The sequence below is a fragment of the Salinicola avicenniae genome, from assembly GCF_023736115.1.
Lineage (GTDB): Bacteria > Pseudomonadota > Gammaproteobacteria > Pseudomonadales > Halomonadaceae > Salinicola > Salinicola avicenniae.
Genome location: NZ_JAKQZC010000005.1, coordinates 144,054 through 160,999, shown reverse-complemented (window position 1 = coordinate 160,999; position 16,946 = coordinate 144,054). Strand labels below are relative to the sequence as shown.

Below are 16,946 nucleotides of genomic sequence, written 5' to 3'. Positions count from 1 at the left end.
TAGGGAATGATTTTCCCTACATCAGATAGCAAGGCTCAGTTCAGGTCCGCCGCAGCGATCAAGGCGCGCGTGTACTCGGATCGTGGCGCGGAAAGCACCTGTTCGCAACGGCCCTGCTCGACGATAGCCCCGTCCTTCAGCACGATGATGCGGTGCGACAGGGCACGTACCACGGCCAGGTCGTGGCTGATAAACAAGTAGCCAATACCATGGCGCGCCTGAACGTCTCGCAACAGCTCGATCAGCTGCTTCTGAACGGTGCGGTCGAGAGCGGAAGTCGGCTCGTCGAGGACGAGCAGGCGCGGCTTGAGAATCAAGGCGCGGGCGATCGCAATGCGCTGGCGCTGACCGCCGGAGAATTCGTGCGGATAGCGGTCCCCGCAATCCGCAGGCAGATCGACCTCTGCCAGTGCATCGGCGACACGCCGCTCGATGGTGGCGGTGTCCAGCTCGAGGTGGTGGTAACGCAGGCCTTCGCTGATCAGGTCGGCAACGGGCATACGCGGGGAGAGTGAGCCATAGGGGTCCTGGAAGACGATCTGCAGCTCACGGCGCTGGCGGCGCAGCGCCTTGCCTGTCAGCGTGTCGAGGCGGTGGCCTTGATAGTGGATCTCGCCCGAGGCGTCGATGAGTCGAATCAGCGCGGCGGCGAGGGTTGACTTGCCGGACCCGGACTCGCCGACGATGCCCAGCGTTTCGCCCGCGTGCAGCGAGAGCTCCATGGGCTCCAGTGCCACGAAGGCGGGAGGGCGAGCTCGCAGGAACGGTTTGGGGCGTTCAAACGCCACGCGCAGCCGCTTGGCCGCGAGCAGGCGAGGCGCGTCGCCGGCGAGCGGATGGGGGCTGCCTTCGGGGACTGCCGCGAGAAGCTTGCGGGTGTAGGGCTGGGTGGGCGTTTTGAAGACGGTGGCGGCCGGGCCGCTCTCGACGGCCTGGCCGCGGTGCATGACGACAACGCGATCGGCGTGACGTCTGACCAGATTCAGGTCGTGGCTGATCAACAGCAATCCCATGCCATGGTCCCGGCGCAGCGAATCAAGCAGCGCGAGAATCTCTTGCTGTACGGTAACGTCCAGCGCGGTCGTCGGTTCGTCGGCGATCAACAGCCTCGGATCGTTGGCAATGGCCATGGCGATCATCACGCGTTGGCGTTGACCGCCAGACAGCTGATGTGGCCGGGCGTCGAGCAATTCCGAGACACGCGGCAGCTTCACGCGTTCGAGCAGCTCCTGGCTGCGTTGATGGGCCGCTTGCCCCCGTAAGCCCTGATGCAGGCGCAGGGTTTCACCGATCTGCTTGCCGATGGTGTGCAGCGGGTTGAGAGACGTCATCGGTTCCTGAAACACGAAACCTATCTGCCCGCCGCGAATCGTTTGCCACTCTCGCCGGGATAACCGCGACAGATCCCGATGCTCGAACGCGCGCTCACCCGTGATCTCGGCACCGGGAGGCAGGAGACCGAGCGCCCCGAGAACGCTGACCGACTTACCCGAGCCGGACTCCCCCACGACTGCGACGAACTCGCCGCGATCCACGTGCAGAGACAGCGAGTCGACGGCCAGGCGATCACCGAAGCGGACCGCCAGCTGACGCAGTTCGAACAGATGTGAGGGGCTCATGGCAAAGCTTCCTGTATCGCGGTCACGGCCGGTCCGTTCCCGGTCCGGCCGGCCGCGAGGATGTGGCGCGGATCGAAGGCGTCGCGGAGTCCTTCCCCGATGAATACTAGTAGCGACAGCATGATACTCAGACTGAGAAAGGCCGTGATGCCCAGCCAGGGGGCCTGGAGATTATTCTTGCCCTGGGCTACCAATTCACCGAGGGACGGCGAGCCTGGCGGAAGACCGAAGCCAAGGAAGTCCAGGGCGGTCAGCGTGGTGATGGCGCCGGTGAACAGGAAGGGAATGAAGGTCAGCGTTGCCACCATGGCATTGGGCAGTACGTGGCGACGCATGATCAGCAGTGGCGGCAGCCCCATGGCGCGAGCCGCGCGGACGTATTCGAGATTGCGCGCGCGCAAGAACTCGGCGCGGACGATATCGACGAGCCCCAGCCACGAGAACAGCAGCATGATGCCGAGCAGCCACCAGACGTTGGGTTCGACCAGGCTGGCGAGAATGATGAGCAGGAACAGCACCGGCAACCCTGACCAGATTTCGATGAGCCTCTGGCCGATAAGATCGGTCTTGCCGCCAAAATAGCCTTGTACGCCACCGATTACGACACCGAGAACGATCGAGCCGCCGGTCAGCGCCAGCGCGAATGCGACCGAAAGGCGAAATCCATAGAGGACGCGGGCAAAGACATCGCGCCCCTGATCGTCGGTTCCCAGCCAATGACGACGGTTGGGGGGTGAGGGTACGGGGCCCTGGATATCGCGATCGAGCGTCTGATAGGAAAACGGTACCGGTGGCCACAGCGCCCAACCGTGCTCGGCAATCTGGTAGCGCACGAAAGGATCGCGATAGTCGGTGGTGGTGGGCAGAAACCCGTCGAAGGTGGTTTCCGGATAATCGATCAGCAGCGGGGCGTACCAGTCTCCGTCGTACTGCATCACGATGGGCTTGTCGTTGGCGATCAATTCGGCCCCGAGGCTGAGCAGGAACAGTAAACCGAACAGCCACAGCGACCAGACTGCCCGCCGATTGCCGCGGAAGATCTGGATGCGTCGCCGGGTAATGGGCGACAGACGTGGACGTGTGCGGTTCATCACGACTCCCGGGAGGCAAAATCGATGCGTGGATCGACCCAGACGTAGGTCAAATCCGAAACCAGTTTCAGCAGCAGGCCGATCAGCGTGTAGAGATACAGCGTGCCGAAGATGAGCGGATAGTCGCGCTGCATGACGGCTTCGAAGCCAAGCAGGCCGAGACCATTGAGCGAGAAGATCACCTCGATCAGCAGAGAGCCGGTAAAGAAGATCCCGATGAGTGCCGAAGGCAGGCCGGCGATGATGATGAGCATCGCGTTGCGAAAGACATGGCCATAGAGTACCCGGCGGTCGGAGGCACCCTTGGCTCTGGCGGTCAGCACGTACTGCTTGTGAATTTCGTCGAGAAAACTGTTCTTGGTCAGCATCGTCAGCGTGGCGAAGCTGCCGACGGCAGAGGCCGTGACCGGCAGGGCAATATGCCAGAAGTAGTCGACGATCTTGCCGCCGGGCGACAGCTCGCTGAAATTCGATGAGGTCAGCCCGCGCAGCGGAAACCAGTCCAGGTAGCTGCCGCCGGCGAATACGACGATCAGCAGAATGGCAAAGAGGAACCCGGGAATCGCGTAGCCGACGATCACGATACCGGAGGACCACACGTCAAAAGCGCTGCCGTGACGCAGCGCCTTGCGAATGCCCAGGGGGATCGAGATCAGGTAGACCAGTAGTGTCGTCCAGAGTCCCAGAGAGATCGAGACCGGCAGTCGGTCGAGGATCAGGTCGATGACCGGCTGTCCGCGAAACAGGCTCTCCCCGAGGTCGAAGGTGGCGTAGTCCTCGAGCATCAACGCAAATCGCTGCCAGGGCGGCTTGTCGAAGCCGTACTCCTCGGTGAGCGCCTGCCGCAGGGCTTCGTCAGCGCCGGCGCCCTGGCGAGCTGACGAGGTTTGCTCGCCGTCACCGCCGCCGCCGGAAAGGCCGGTGCTGGCGCTGCTGTCCAGGCCCTCGAAGCGAGCCATCATCTGATCGATCGGGCCGCCGGGAGCCGCCTGCACGATGAGAAAGTTGAGCAGCAGGATCCCGAGCAGGGTGGGGACCATCAACAGCAGGCGGCGAGCGATGTATCCAGCCATGAATGGCTCCTATTCCTGGCCGCGCTGGCGCGCATTGATCGTGGCCGCGCGGCTCGGGTCGACCCACCAGGTGCTGAGATCGACGCTATAGGCGAAACGGGGCAGCTCGGCGGGGTAGTCGAATTTGTCCCAGGCGGCAATTCGCGTGCCATCGAGATACCACTGTGGTACGACATAGAAGCCCCAGCGCAGCACGCGGTCCAGCGCGCGCGCCGCCGTGTCGAGCGCGTCGCGACTATCGGCGGCAATCAGCTTGTCCACCAGGTCATCGACGACGGGGTTGCGTATGCCGGCATAGTTGCGACTCTGCGGTGTATCGGCGTAGTCACTGGTCCAGTAGTTACGCTGCTCGTTGCCGGGGTTGTTCGACTGGGGCAGCGTCGCGCCGATGATATCGAAGTCGAAGGTGCGCAGGCGATTGAGGTATTGGTTGACGTCCACGACACGAACACGCGCCTGAATACCGAGTCGGGCCAGGTTCTGTACGAACGGTTGGGCGATACGCTCGAACTGGGTGTCATAGAGCAAGAATTCCAGTGTCAGCGGCCGGCCGCTATCGCGGTCGACCAATTGACCGTCATCGACCTCGTAACCGGCATCTCGCAGCAGGGATAGCGCCTGGCGCAGCCGTGGGCGTAATGCCTGCGGCGGGTCGAGCGGCAGCGGCTGATCGAAGATCGCGTCGGACAGCTGGTCACGGTAGGGCGCAAGCAGCGCCCGTTCGGCATCGCTCGGCAGGCCCGTGGCGGCCATCTCGGAATTTTCAAAGAAACTATGGGTGCGCTGGTAGGCGCCGTAGAAGAGATGGGTGTTGAGCCAATCGAAATCAAACGCTAACCCGATAGCCCGTCGGACGCGCGGATCGGAGAGCTTGTCCCGTCGCGTGTTGAAAATGTACCCCTGCATGCCGGCAGGCTGGCCGTCCGGGATCACGGTTCGCGTCACCGAGCCGTCGTCCACGGCAGGGGTATCGTAGGCCGTGGCCCAGTTCTTGGCACTGTTCTCGGTGCGGTAATCGAGTTCGCCGGCCAAAAATGCTTCCAGGGCGATCGACTGGTCACGGAAGTACTCATAGACGAGCTGATCGATGTTGTAGCGCCCGCGATTCAACGGAAGATCGCGGCCCCAGTAGTCGTCGACGCGACGATAGACGATACGGCGACCGGGATCGATGTCGGCAATTTCGTAGGGACCCGAGCCAAGCAGCTTGTCGAGGGTCGGCCGCGTGAAGTCGCGATCCTGCCAGTAGTGCGCCGGCAGGACCGGCAGCTGCCCGAGAATCAGCGGTAGCTCGCGGGAGTCGTTGTTGGAGAATTCGAAACGCACCGTTCGCTCGCTGAGTGCCTCGATCGATTCGACGTTGGCATAGTAGGCCCGATAGAAGGGCTGTCCCTTTTCGCGAAGCAGGCGAAAACTGAATACCACGTCGGCGGCGGTAACCGGTGAGCCATCGTGAAAACGCGCTTCGGGTCGCAGGTCGATCTCCATCCAGTGTCGGTCGGGGTCGAGGCGAATACCCTCGGCCAACAGGCCATACATAGTGAACGGCTCGTCGCCGCTCTCTTCCATCAGCGTGTCGTAGGTCAGGCTGAGCCCGCTGGCTGGCGTCCCTTGGATGATGAAGGGGTTGGTCGAGTCAAAGCTCCCGTTGGCGGCTTGACGGAGCCTGCCGCCATGGGGCGCATCGGGATTGACGTAAGGCAGGTGGTCGAAGGCCGTCGGCAGTGCGGGGTCGCCGTAGAGAGCGAGAGCATGGACGGTGGGAACGCCACTGTTCCCGTCGGTGGCTGACGCGCGGTCAGTCGAAGGCGACTCGGTGGGCGCGGCTTCCGCGTGTGCCATTCCCGGTGACGCCAATAGCGTTGCCACCATCACGAAGTAGGTTCCGAGGCGTCGGAAGGAGGCCATCGAGATCATCCGGTCATTGCTCCGTTAGACACCATCGTTGCCGCCATTCGCCTGTTGCTGCCGTTTTATCGCTCGCCGTCCGCGTGGCTGCGAGATGCTCTATTTCTAACGCTTCGCTATTGTCGACGCGAAACGCGATGGAGGGAAGCCCGACCACGTGCGAGCGGTCTCACCGGGCGGAGGGGCTCAGTGACCGGCCTGGGCTAGGCGCGCGGCCGGCACGGAGAGCGTCTGGCCAACACGAATGACGTCGCCCTGAAGGTCATTCTCTTGTCGAATCTCGGCGACGCTGGCACCGAACCGCCTGGCGATGCCGGAAAGTGTATCCCCGCGCTGGACCTGATAGCGATTGAGCACGGTGCGCTGACTGTCGGGCAACGTGGCGAGGTTATCGAGAAAACGCTCTCTTGCGGCAATCGGCAGCAGGATCGTGGCGTCATCTCGTGGCCGGGTGGCAGCACGCTTGAAGCCCGGATTGAGGCGACGCAGGGTGCGAGGCTTCACACCGGCAAGCTCGGCGGCCAAAGACAGCGTGAGCGGGCCATCCGTGGGCACTTCAACGAACGCCGAGCGATCCGGGATAGCGGGCAGTGACACGCCATACTCTGCCGGGTGAGCGATAACCTCCGAGAGTGCCAGCAGCCGGGGGATATAAGCCATCGTTTCGGAGGGCAACCGAAGATGCCAGTAATCGATGGGGGCACCCCGGTTCGCGGCGGCCTCTCGGGCCACATTAACGGTTCCCGCGCCGGCGTTGTAGGCGGCTAGCCCCAGCATCAGATCGCCATCGTACCAACGGTCGGAGAGCTGTCGCAGGTAGCGCATGGCGGCATCGGTGGCTGCCACGACATCGTGCCGACCGTCGTACCAGGCCGTGCGCGAGAGCCCCATGGCATCACCGGTGCCCGGCATGAACTGCCACAGGCCCGCGGCGCCGCCGGGATTGGTTGCCGCCGGGTCATAGCCGCTTTCGATGAAGGGTAGCAGGGCGATTTCGCTTGGCAGTTCGTGCGCCGCCAGGCGGGTGGTGATCCAGTGTAGCCAGGGGCGCGCCCGAGCGGCCACCTGCTCGACATGCCGCGGGTGGGCACGGTACCAGTCGAGCCATTCGGACACGCGCGGATTGGCGGTTTCGTGTGACAGGCGGAAATCGTGACGTAGGCGACTCCAGGCATCTGGCGCCGGGCGTTCCTGCAGGACCAGCGCGGACCAGAAGCCGCCGGCAGTGTCTCGTTGTCCGGTGTCGACCGCCAAGGCCGTCGCGGGAAGCGTGGATAACAGCAGGCCGCTCGCCAGGCCATACAAGGCCTGGCGACGCCGCGATCGGGTGTTCATGGGTTCGAAAATCCTTGTGTCACGATAGTGCCGGCGCCGAACGATGGGCTAGAAGCGGTCCTTCCAGCCACGCAGGGTGGCGAAGGCCGTGGTTCTGTCATCGGTTGGCCCCTGTTCGCGCAGCGCTTCCTGCACGCTTGCCTGGTCGACGCGCAGGAAGGGGTTGATCTGCCGCTCCCGACCGAGCGTGGTAGGCAGCGTCGGACGGTCGAGCCGGCGAGCCTGATCGCAGGTCTCGCGGTATGCCGCACGCGCGGGGTTGTCGGGTTCTGCGGCCGCCGCAAAGTCGAGATTGGCGAGGGTGTATTCGTGGGCCGCGAAGACGAGGGTGTCCTCGGGCAGGGCATTCAGTTTGTCCAGCGACGCCTGCATCTGTCGCGGGGTGCCCTCAAAACAACGGCCGCATCCTGCCGAGAACAGCGTGTCGCCGGCAAACAGCAGGCCGGGAGTACCCGGGGCGTAGAATGCGATATGATCGAGCGTATGCCCGGGGACGGCGTATACCTCGAAGCGACGGCCGAGCACATGGCACTCGTCGCCTTCGCCGACAACCTGCTGAATACCCTCGATGGCCGGGTTGTCCGGACCGTATACCGTCGGTGAATAGCGTTCGATCAGGGGCTTCAGTCCGCCGGTGTGGTCGGCGTGATGATGGGTGATCAGGATCGTATCCAGCATCAGTTGCTCCCGCTCCAGCCAGTCGACCACGGGAGCGGCATCACCGGGATCGACCACGGCTACGCGGTTGCTGGTGTCCTGACGAAACAGCCAGATATAGTTATCCTGCAGCGCGGGAATCGGTATCACGGTCAACATGTGCGATCCTTGTTCGACGATAGTTCGTACTGATAGTTCGTACTCGGCCTTCCCCAACGATATTGGCTGGCCATCGTGGGGGGAGTCCGGCATCGACGATGACGATAACGGACGCGCGGGAGGTCATCACCTGTCTGCGGATGCCGACGGTCCCGACGTCAAAATGCGACAACCTTGGGGAGTTATTCCGCTCGTGTCAATCTCGTCTCCCACCCATTCGCTGGCGGCTGCCGTCACCGAAGGCCGCCGATACTGGGCTTCCGCTCACGGCCAGGCCCTGTGGCGAGCCGAACGGGCGTGCCTCGGGCCGCACTGCGAAAGTCATCAGGGCGAGGTCAGCCTGCAACTGGGCATGGCGCCCTTGATGAGTGACATGTGCCCGGTACAACGGGCGCTGGGCTGGTCCCCCAACGAACAGCTCGCCGGAGAACACAATACCCTGGTCTGCTTACCCGAACGCCTGCCGCTGGCGGATGACAGCATCGATCTGGTGCTGGTACATCACTTGCTGGAGGCGGTAGAGCGCCCCCATCACGTGCTACAGGAAGCGGCGCGCGTGACGCGGGCGGACGGTCGATTGCTGGTCTTTGGCTGGCATCCGTTCGGGCCTTCCGCCGGCTGGCGCTCGCGGCGGCCGGCGCCGTGGCGGCAGAGCTGGCGAACGCCACGGCGTCTCAGCGACTGGCTGGCGTTTGTGGACTTCGAGATCGAACGGGTAGACTACTGCGGTTTTCGGTTGCCTGGTCGACCGGTAGGCAATCGCCATCTCGAGACGTTCGGGCGACGCTACAACGTGCCACTGGCCTCGGCCTACTTGCTGGTCGCTCGGCGTCGCGTGCTGCCGGTTCAACCGATCCGACTGCAGGAGATTCCTCCGAGCGGCGCGCGCGCGGGTGCCTGGCTTGGGCTTGCTCGTGATGCCGACGCCGCTTCTCGGCCAGCTGTCCGCCCCACGGCGATCGGCGGCGCTGCCAGCGTGGCACCGGAGCGTTCACCGGTCGGCGGCGACCATGGCGCGTCAGTCCCCGGCGCAACCGCGCGTCAGTCAGCGTGACTTCGTCCTGATCTCGGCGTCGAGCGAAGTACCAATTGTCCGCCGGCCCCAGCTTTCCGAGTCCAACTCACCCATTGTCACGCCATAGAGAGAGTTTCCGTCTTGTCAGCCCCGAAGTCCGAGCAAGCCCTACCGCAAGTGACCATCTACACCGACGGCGGCTGTCGCGGCAATCCCGGCCCCGGAGGATGGGGCGCATTGCTCGTCTATGGACAGCATCGAAAGACCTTGAAGGGGGGCGAGCCGCAGACGACCAACAATCGCATGGAACTGATGGCGGCGATCCAGGCGCTGCGCCTGTTGGACCGCCCATGCCGGGTGGCGCTGTGGACCGACTCCCAGTATGTGCGCAAAGGGATCACCGAATGGATTCACGGCTGGCAGAAGAAGGGCTGGGTCACGGCATCCAAACAGCCGGTCAAGAATGCCGAGCTATGGCGTGAGCTGCTTGCCGAGACCCAGCGACACGAGGTCGAATGGCACTGGGTCAAGGGGCATAGCGGGCACGAGGGCAATGAGGCCGCCGATCGACTGGTCAATGAGGCGATCGACGAGGTCGTTGCCGCGCGATAGCGCCACCGCACGTAAGCACCGCACGCAACCACCAAGGTATTAGCGAGGATCACGGCATGCGCCAAATCGTCATGGATACGGAGACCACCGGCATCGACCCGCGCGAGGGACACCGCATCATCGAGATCGGTGGCATCGAGCTGATCAACCGGCGGTTCACCGGTCGCACTTATCATCAGTACATCAATCCCGAGCGGGAGATCGAGGCCGAGGCGATCGAGATTCATGGCATTACCAACGAGCGAGTGGCCAACGAACCGGTCTTCGCGCAGATCGCCGACGAGCTCTGGGAGTTTATTCGCGGCGCCCAGCTGGTCATTCACAATGCGCCTTTCGACGTAGGTTTCTTCGATCACGAATTTCGCTTGCTGAACGCCGCTCGGGGCGAACCCAAGCTCGGGCCGACGGCCGATCACTGCAGCGTGCTGGATACGCTGAAGATGGCTCGTCAGATGCATCCGGGGCAGCGCAACAGCCTGGATGCCTTATGCAAGCGTTACGACGTGGACAATGGCCAGCGCGTGCTCCACGGTGCACTGCTCGACTCCGAGATTCTGGCGGATGTCTACCTGGCGATGACCGGTGGGCAGACCGCGCTCTCCCTGGCGGGCGAGGAGGCGAGAAGCAGCGGTGAAGCCGGTGGCGCGAGCGGTATCCGGCGTATCAGCCGGGACCGTGTCTCGCTATCGGTGACGCAGCCCAGCGAGGCGGAATGGGAAGCCCACCGTCAGCGTCTCGATCAGATTCGCGAGTCGAGCGGAGAAGTGCAGTGGGACAAACTGGCCTCAGCGGAGTCTCCTCACTGATGTTGCGACGCGAAATGCCGCCGGCCGATATTGCGACCGGCTGGCTGCTCAGATTGAGCAATGATGGCGCCGCGCCCGCGGCCGATGGCAGTCTGCTGGGGTGGAGTGATGCCTGGCCTGAAGACGCCATGCGTCTGGGGTACTGGAACGATGCGCCGGTTGCGGTCGCGCTCGAGTCTGGCGACGCGCAGTGGCCGCCATTGCGCGATTGGCTGGCGCAGGCATCGGCGGCCGAGAGCGAGCTGCTTGCCACGGCACTACAGGTGACCCGCTGGCAGCGCGATCACCGCTTCTGCGGGCGCTGCGGGCATTCGACGCGACGCCTGCTGCACGAGTTCGCGATGCAATGCGACAACTGCGGGTTGCGCGGTTATCCGCGGATCTCACCCTGCATCATTACCTTGGTCACCTACGGCAAGGAGATGCTGCTGGCGCGCAGCCCGCGCTTTCCGCCGCAGCGTTACTCCACGTTGGCTGGCTTTATCGAGCCTGGCGAGTCGGTCGAGGCCGCCGTGCGCCGGGAGGTCATGGAAGAGGTCGGCGTCGAGGTCGGGCGGGTCAGCTTCTTCAAGAGCCAGTCCTGGCCATTCCCCCACTCGCTCATGATGGGGTTCTTCGCGGAGGCTGCCAGCCGACGCATTCGGATCGACGGTGAGGAGATCGTCGATGCCGCCTGGTTTACGCCTGAAAGGTTGCCGCAACTGCCGCCGGTCTATTCGATCTCGCGCCAGTTGATAGAGACCCACCGGGGAGCGGTTGCCGTCCGCTAGACGTGTCACTCCCGAGGTTTGCCGAAGAGCTTCGGGAGTCGGCTGGCGAGACCGATATCGCCCTTGACCTTGATCCGGCCGCTGAGTAGCGCCTGCATGGCGTTGAGTTCTTTCTTGAACAGCGCGATCAGCGTCGCGGAGTTGCTGGCGATGACGACGTCTGGCTTATCGTGCTGGCCTTGGTGAATATCGAGTTCGCCCTGGTCGATCTGCACGTGATAATTCTCGGTGTCATCGAGATCGAACTGGTAGACGGCCGTTAGTTGGCCCGCGGCTGCTGGGTCGAACCGGTCTTGGAGTTTGGTGATCAGGCGATCTTCGTCCATGGTTTTCTCCGGTCAATCAACTGAGTAGCAAATCATTGTCGGCGGGCCGGCGCAACTCGTGAATGGGGTTTGAGACGTCGACGGGTTCTCGCCGGGCGGCAAAGCATCGAAGCCAGTGGCCATGCCTTGGATGTCAGTACGCTCGGGCGTCGTCGAAGCGGTGTGCCGCGAGTCGAGGCGTATGGGCCAGCGGTGCGAGGGCGCCAGGACAAGGATTCCATGACGGTGCGAGAATGTCATCTCATTGAAAGGAGCGAGACGTGACCGAGTGGTTGAGTGAATACGGCCTTTTTCTGGCCAAGACGGTAACGCTGGTGCTGGCGCTGGTGGTGATTCTCGTCGCGATCGCCGGCGTCAGGCGTAAATCGACCGGCGACTCAGGGTCGACGCTGAAGATCGAGGCGCTGGATCGGCGTGCCGAGCGACACCAGCGGCAACTCGAGCTCGCAGCCGTGCCGGCACACCGCAGGCGGCGTATGGCCAAGGCCTCGCGCCGCGCGCTCAAGCGAGCGCGCAAGGCGGGCGACGATGACCCCGGCGCGCGCGTCTGGGTGCTCGATTTCGAGGGCGACCTGAGAGCCTCCGCGACGCCTGCGCTGGCGGAGCTGGTCTCTCTGCTGCTTGGCGTGGTCAAAGAGGCGGATGAAGTCGTGCTGCGTCTGCAGTCCGGTGGTGGTCTGGTCCATAGCTACGGCCTGGCCGCCGCTCAACTGGATCGGCTTCGCGATGCCGGTGTCCGTCTGACGGTCTGTGTCGATCGGGTCGCCGCCAGCGGCGGCTACATGATGGCCTGCGCCGCCCATCACGTAATTGCGGCGCCCTTCGCCGTGATCGGTTCGATCGGTGTCGTGGCGCAGATACCCAATATTCACCGTTTGCTCAAGAAGCATGATGTGGATGTCGAACTGCTGACCGCAGGACGCTACAAGCGCACGCTGACCGTGCTGGGGGAGAACAACGAGGAGGGGCGCGAGAAGTTCCTCGAGGATCTGCAGTCGACGCATGATCTGTTCAAGCGCTATGTATCCCAGCGCCGGCCTGCCCTCGACGTCGAGCGCGTTGCGACAGGTGAAATCTGGTATGGCAGTGAGGCGCGGGAAGCGGGATTGGTCGATGCGGTGGGAACCAGCGACGGGTATCTGCTCGAACGTCAGGCCAAGGCACGCGTGCTCAAGGTGTCGCTACAGACGCGGCGCGGTGTGATGGGGCGTTTCGCGCAGGGCGTGGAGCGTGGCGTCGATCAAGGGGTCGACCGCCTGCTCTCCAGCGTGGAGGCGTTACCCTGGCAGCGGCGATAAGCCGATATCAGGCGATATCGAGCTCGCCGAGTGTCTGGATCAAGCGCTCGGCGACCTCACCGTTCAGGGAATAGAAGATAACCTGTGAGCTGCGCCGCGTGGTCACCAGGTTCTCCTGACGCAGTACCGCCAAATGCTGGGACAGTGCCGACTGGCTGAGCGTCAGTTCGCGGTTGATTTCAGTTACTGATCTTTCGCCCTGCAGCAGCAGGCAAAGGATGCGAAGTCGGCTTTCGTTGGCAACGGCCTTGAGCGCGGCAGTCGCGGGCGCGAGCTGTCGATCGGAAAGCGGTGTCACTTTGTTCATATTGAGCTTGGTGTCCGTGTGTGCTGGCGCAGATGACGGTTAGTCCTTAACAAGTGTTTCGTATATTACGGTAATGTAACTTAGGGTTACAAACTATTTTGTGCTCCTCCCGCTAGCTCCCGCCGAACAACGTACCTATAATGCGCGCCCGCTGGCGTGCCACGTAGAACCGGAGCAGGAGCTTCGATGCAACGACCCGGTCGCGTGACTCGTCGATAATAGAGGGTTCCCTCGCCCCCTCGGCCCCGTGGATACACGATCCCGCAGGCGAACGAAAAAGGTGCTTCATGCTCGTCAAACTCGATGCCCGTCAACGCCGTATTGCACTGGCGTGGCTGGTCTGCTTTCACGTGCTCGTCATCAGCGCGAGCAACTATCTGGTGCAGTTGCCTTTCATGCTTTGGGGGCTGCACACGACCTGGGGCGCCTTCAGCTTCCCGTTTATCTTTCTGGCCACGGACCTGACGGTGCGGCTATTCGGCAAGCATGCCGCTCGCCGGATCATTGCCAGAGTCATGTTGCCGGCACTGCTGATTTCTTACGTCATCTCGGTACTGTTTCAGCAGGGGCGCTTCCAGGGGTTGGAAACGCTCGGGCAGTGGAATCTGTTCGTCGGTCGCATCGCCTTGGCAAGCTTCATGGCCTATGTGCTCGGGCAGATTCTGGATATTCACGTTTTCGATCGCCTGCGCCGCCTGCGGGCGTGGTGGGTGGCCCCGATGTTGTCGACGATCGTGGGGAATCTGGCAGATACCTTCGCGTTTTTCTCCATTGCCTTCTGGCGCAGCCCAGACCCGTTCATGCGCGACCACTGGGTCGGGATCGCCTGGTTCGATTACGGCGTGAAGCTCGCCATCAGTCTGATCGTCTTCCTGCCACTTTACGGCGTCGTGCTCAGCTACGTGGCGCGGCGTCTCGTACCGGGCGTTGCACGCGGACAGAAGCTGTCGGGTATGCCCGGCGGCTGAAGCGGGATAGGTGCTCGCCCGGCAGTGGACACCGCCGCGACTCTGTTAAGGTGAACGTCCTGGCGAGAGGCCGCAGAGCGGCGTTTTCACATGCCCAAGACAGTGATGAACGAACGGGAGGGTCTACTTTGCAACTGCATTGCATGGATACGGGCGATGTCGAAGGGGGCGCACTGCCGTTGGTGGTGCTTCATGGGCTCTTCGGCAGCGCCGATAACTGGCGTTCTCATATCAAGCATTGGCAGACGAGGCGGCGAGTGATCGCCGTCGATCTTCGCAATCACGGTCGCTCCCCGCACATCGAGGGTATGGCTTATCCGGCCATGGCCAAAGACGTGATGGCGCTACTGGATGCGCTGGAGATCGAACGCTTCGATCTGCTCGGGCACTCCATGGGGGGGAAAGTGGCGATCACGCTGGCGCGTCAGCATCCCCAGCGGGTGGCTCGGCTGGTCGTGGCCGATGTGGCTCCGGTCGCCTATGGCCATGGGCATGATGACGTCTTCGCTGCGCTGCGCCGGGTGGAGTCGGCACAGCCGACATCGCGCAAGGATGCCGACCGCGTCATGGCGGCGGTCATTGACAGCGTTCCCACCCGCCAGTTTCTGGCGACCAATCTCGTGCGCGATGACGACGGCATCATGCGCTGGCGAGTCGGGCTGGACGAGATCGCGGCCGATTACGAAGCGATCATCGCCGCGCCCGGCGGTGACTCGCCCTATGAGGGGCCGACGTTGCTGCTGCGAGGGAGTGAATCCCACTATGTGCTCGACCGCTATCGCGAGGCGATCGAGGCCGTGCTGCCGGCCGTCGAGCTGCGCACGCTCGAGGGGGCTGGGCACTGGCTGCATGCCGAGCAGCCGGAGGCTTTCCGTGAAGCCGTCGATGCGTTTCTCGAGGATGCCGAGACCTGAGACCTGAGACCTGAGACCTGAGACCTGAGACCTGAGACCCGAGACCTGAGACCTGAGATCGGGTGAGGCCAATTCCGCCCTGTCTTGGCCGGCGCCTGAGTGGCCATGTCTGTCGCCGCCGGCTCAGATGTCGTGCGGGTCGTCAGTGATATCGCCATCGATGGAAATCGTTTCGATCGTCGCGTGCGGTGAGGCCAGGAAACGGTTGATGATGCGATAGGTGTCGATATCGAAGCCCCGGGCGTCTGGCAGGCTCTCCAGCGCCTGGAGCGAGGCAACGGTGCCTTGATAGTGCCAGTGATCGACAATATGGAAGCAGGAATGGCCCGGGGTGTCGCTTTCCCGGAATGCGACGCGCCCCGGCCAGGGCCACTGCTCGATGCGGAGTCTCTCCATGGCTTCCCTGGCGCGAAGAGTATGCGCCTCAAGCGTCTCCTTTCCGCAGCAGGCCCCTCGACAACGGCCAATCTGATAACCGAAACAAGCGCCTCGCCCGCTATCCAGCCCGAGCACGCGCAGGCACAGCGCTGCTTCCCCCGCGATGTCGCGTAGCACCGTGCTGGCTTCGCGATGGTTTCGGTAAAGACCGTAGAAACAGGATCGCCCTGTCACGATCCATTGGCCGTCGGTCAGCGTGGGGTGCGAGTCTCCCGCTGGCCAGTTCCAACTGACCAGTCTGACGCGCTTGCGCAACTGACGGTTGTGCAACGGTATCCAGCGCTTGATCAGGTCGGCTTCAAGTAGTTGGGCTCCGAGATCGCCACCGGTCTCTCGCCAGGCGACGAGGCAGGTCTGTTCCATCAGTCTCTGATGCCGCATCGAGGCGGGTTGCGAGACATGGCTACGGACTCGTGCACGAATATTCACGCTCTTGCCGATGTAGAGCGGCATGTCACGCTGGCCGAAAAAGACGTAGATGCCCGGTCGCGTGGGCAGCTCATGGCGTGACTCCAGCGCCAGCGAGGGGAGCGCCTCGGCCGGCGGCGCTTCATCGAGATCGGGGATTCGTTGCATGTCTCCAGTCTAGCCGAGAGGCGGGGTCAGGGCGCGTCGAGATCGACTGCAAGCCGCGAGACCGGACTCTGAGCGCTGATCTGCCCTTGTTCGAGTAGAAAGGCCTCGAAGTCGCGATAGCGGCCGGCATCTAGTGCGGATGGGCGAAGGGCAAACCGTGGCAGCGTGGCATCCCACGCAGCTTCATTAAGCGGGGTATCCAGCGATGGGTCGTAGGCGGTGAAGCGTTGCCACGCCTCATCAGGGTGATTGATGATCCAGGCGGTTGCCTCGCCAACGGCATCGAGGAAGCGACGATAGGCATCCCGGTGTGCATCCAGCGTGTCACGGTTGGCGACGAAGATCAGTTCGTCGTAGGTGGGCACGCCTTCTTCCTCGATATAGAACGCCTTGCCTTCGACCCCCTCAAGCTTCATCTGTGCCAATTCGAAATTGCGAAAGGCACCGGTTACGGCATCGACCTGTTCGCTGATCAGGGCGGGCGTCAACGAGAAGTTGACGTTGACCATCTCGACGTCGTCCAAGTTCAGGCCATTGTGCGCCAGCATCGTCGAGAGGAGGGTCTCTTCGACGCCGCCGACCGAATAGCCGACTTTCTTCCCGGCAAGCTGGGACAGGGACTCGATACCACTGTCGGCACGCACCACTAGCGCGTTGAGCGGCGTCGCCACCAGCGTACCGATACGGGTCACTGGTAGCCCCTGATCGACCTGCAGGTGCAGCTGCGGCTGATAGCTGAGAGCCAGGTCGATCCGCCCGGCGGCGACCAGCTTCGGCGGGACGCTGGGGTCCGCGGGTGACTGAATGTCGACGTCCAGCCCACGCTGTTCGAAGAGGCCGCGTTGTTTGGCCACGATCAGCGGGGCGTGCACCGGATTCACGTACCAGTCCAGCATCACGCTGATCGGTATCAGGCGCGGGGGCGCAAGGTCGTCGTCGGACTCGGCCTGCGCGACGACCGGGTACAGCAGTCCGATCAGCAGCAGCATCGCGGTTACGGTCCGCGCACATCGGAGCGGGGCCTTGGCGGCGTGAAAACGTATCATCTTGAACCCTCTTACGGTCATGGTCTTG

General features: G+C 63.2%; 17 protein-coding genes. 7 read left to right on the top strand and 10 right to left on the bottom strand.

From position 1 onward, the window contains the following. Positions 1-35: 35 nt before the first annotated feature. From MC381_RS12875 to gloB, 6 genes are all read right to left on the bottom strand, one after another. On the bottom strand, positions 36-1,619 hold the full coding sequence (locus MC381_RS12875; RefSeq protein WP_251978158.1) for an ABC transporter ATP-binding protein: 1,584 nt from the start codon (positions 1,617-1,619) through the stop codon (positions 36-38). Beyond that, complete coding sequence (locus MC381_RS12870) at positions 1,616-2,710, bottom strand: ABC transporter permease (RefSeq protein ID WP_251978157.1); 1,095 nt, start codon at positions 2,708-2,710, stop codon at positions 1,616-1,618. The genes MC381_RS12875 and MC381_RS12870 overlap by 4 nt, the downstream gene beginning before the upstream one ends. After that, positions 2,710-3,783 carry a microcin C ABC transporter permease YejB gene (locus MC381_RS12865; RefSeq protein WP_251978156.1) on the bottom strand — a complete coding sequence of 358 codons (1,074 nt, stop codon included), beginning with the start codon at positions 3,781-3,783 and terminating at the stop codon, positions 2,710-2,712. Before MC381_RS12865 ends, MC381_RS12870 begins: the two co-directional genes overlap by 1 nt. Before the next feature lie 9 nt (positions 3,784-3,792). Further along, entirely contained in the window at positions 3,793-5,691 is a 1,899-nt protein-coding gene (locus MC381_RS12860) for an extracellular solute-binding protein (RefSeq protein WP_251978155.1), read from the bottom strand. Positions 5,692-5,877: 186 nt separating this feature from the next. Next, positions 5,878-7,026, bottom strand: coding sequence for a transglycosylase SLT domain-containing protein (locus MC381_RS12855; protein WP_251978154.1), 1,149 nt, complete (start codon positions 7,024-7,026; stop codon positions 5,878-5,880). Between the two features lie 48 nt (positions 7,027-7,074). After that, positions 7,075-7,842 carry a hydroxyacylglutathione hydrolase gene (gloB, locus tag MC381_RS12850; protein ID WP_251978153.1) on the bottom strand — a complete coding sequence of 256 codons (768 nt, stop codon included), beginning with the start codon at positions 7,840-7,842 and terminating at the stop codon, positions 7,075-7,077. A 193-nt stretch (positions 7,843-8,035) separates the two neighbouring features. On the opposite strand from gloB, the gene MC381_RS12845 reads away from it, so the two are divergent. The 4 genes from MC381_RS12845 (at position 8,036) to nudC (ending at position 11,045) form a co-directional block, all read left to right on the top strand. Next, the gene (locus tag MC381_RS12845; RefSeq protein WP_251978152.1) at positions 8,036-8,896 is read left to right on the top strand and encodes a class I SAM-dependent methyltransferase; all 861 of its coding nucleotides are present in this window, start codon (positions 8,036-8,038) and stop codon (positions 8,894-8,896) included. Positions 8,897-8,998: 102 nt separating this feature from the next. Next, positions 8,999-9,469, top strand: coding sequence for a ribonuclease HI (gene rnhA, locus MC381_RS12840; RefSeq protein WP_251978151.1), 471 nt, complete (start codon positions 8,999-9,001; stop codon positions 9,467-9,469). A gap of 56 nt (positions 9,470-9,525) precedes the next feature. Continuing rightward, complete coding sequence (gene dnaQ / locus MC381_RS12835) at positions 9,526-10,275, top strand: DNA polymerase III subunit epsilon (protein WP_251978150.1); 750 nt, start codon at positions 9,526-9,528, stop codon at positions 10,273-10,275. Next, positions 10,275-11,045, top strand: a complete 771-nt coding sequence (gene nudC, locus MC381_RS12830) for an NAD(+) diphosphatase (RefSeq protein ID WP_251978149.1) — start codon at positions 10,275-10,277, stop codon at positions 11,043-11,045. The genes dnaQ and nudC overlap by 1 nt, the downstream gene beginning before the upstream one ends. A 5-nt stretch (positions 11,046-11,050) precedes the next feature. On the opposite strand, the gene MC381_RS12825 is transcribed toward nudC, so the two are convergent. Continuing rightward, entirely contained in the window at positions 11,051-11,371 is a 321-nt protein-coding gene (locus tag MC381_RS12825) for an SCP2 sterol-binding domain-containing protein (protein WP_251978148.1), read from the bottom strand. A 260-nt stretch (positions 11,372-11,631) separates the two neighbouring features. On the opposite strand from MC381_RS12825, the gene sohB reads away from it, so the two are divergent. Continuing rightward, positions 11,632-12,669, top strand: coding sequence for a protease SohB (gene sohB, locus MC381_RS12820; protein WP_251978147.1), 1,038 nt, complete (start codon positions 11,632-11,634; stop codon positions 12,667-12,669). Positions 12,670-12,676: 7 nt separating this feature from the next. Here sohB and MC381_RS12815 read toward each other — a convergent pair whose 3' ends face one another. After that, positions 12,677-12,976: an ArsR/SmtB family transcription factor gene (locus MC381_RS12815; protein ID WP_251978146.1), complete on the bottom strand. Its 300-nt coding sequence runs from the start codon at positions 12,974-12,976 to the stop codon at positions 12,677-12,679. Positions 12,977-13,263: 287 nt separating this feature from the next. Between MC381_RS12815 and MC381_RS12810 the strand changes: the two genes are divergently transcribed. Both MC381_RS12810 and MC381_RS12805 read left to right on the top strand, forming a co-directional pair. Then, the gene (locus tag MC381_RS12810) at positions 13,264-13,944 is read left to right on the top strand and encodes a 7-cyano-7-deazaguanine/7-aminomethyl-7-deazaguanine transporter (RefSeq protein WP_251978145.1); all 681 of its coding nucleotides are present in this window, start codon (positions 13,264-13,266) and stop codon (positions 13,942-13,944) included. A gap of 143 nt (positions 13,945-14,087) precedes the next feature. Continuing rightward, complete coding sequence (locus MC381_RS12805; protein WP_251978479.1) at positions 14,088-14,858, top strand: alpha/beta fold hydrolase; 771 nt, start codon at positions 14,088-14,090, stop codon at positions 14,856-14,858. Positions 14,859-14,981: 123 nt separating this feature from the next. Here MC381_RS12805 and MC381_RS12800 read toward each other — a convergent pair whose 3' ends face one another. After that, a complete protein-coding gene (locus MC381_RS12800) occupies positions 14,982-15,872 on the bottom strand; it encodes a hypothetical protein (RefSeq protein ID WP_251978144.1) in 891 nt (296 codons plus the stop codon). Positions 15,873-15,898: 26 nt separating this feature from the next. Further along, the gene (locus MC381_RS12795; RefSeq protein WP_251978143.1) at positions 15,899-16,918 is read right to left on the bottom strand and encodes an ABC transporter substrate-binding protein; all 1,020 of its coding nucleotides are present in this window, start codon (positions 16,916-16,918) and stop codon (positions 15,899-15,901) included. Between the last annotated feature and the right edge of the window lie 28 nt (positions 16,919-16,946).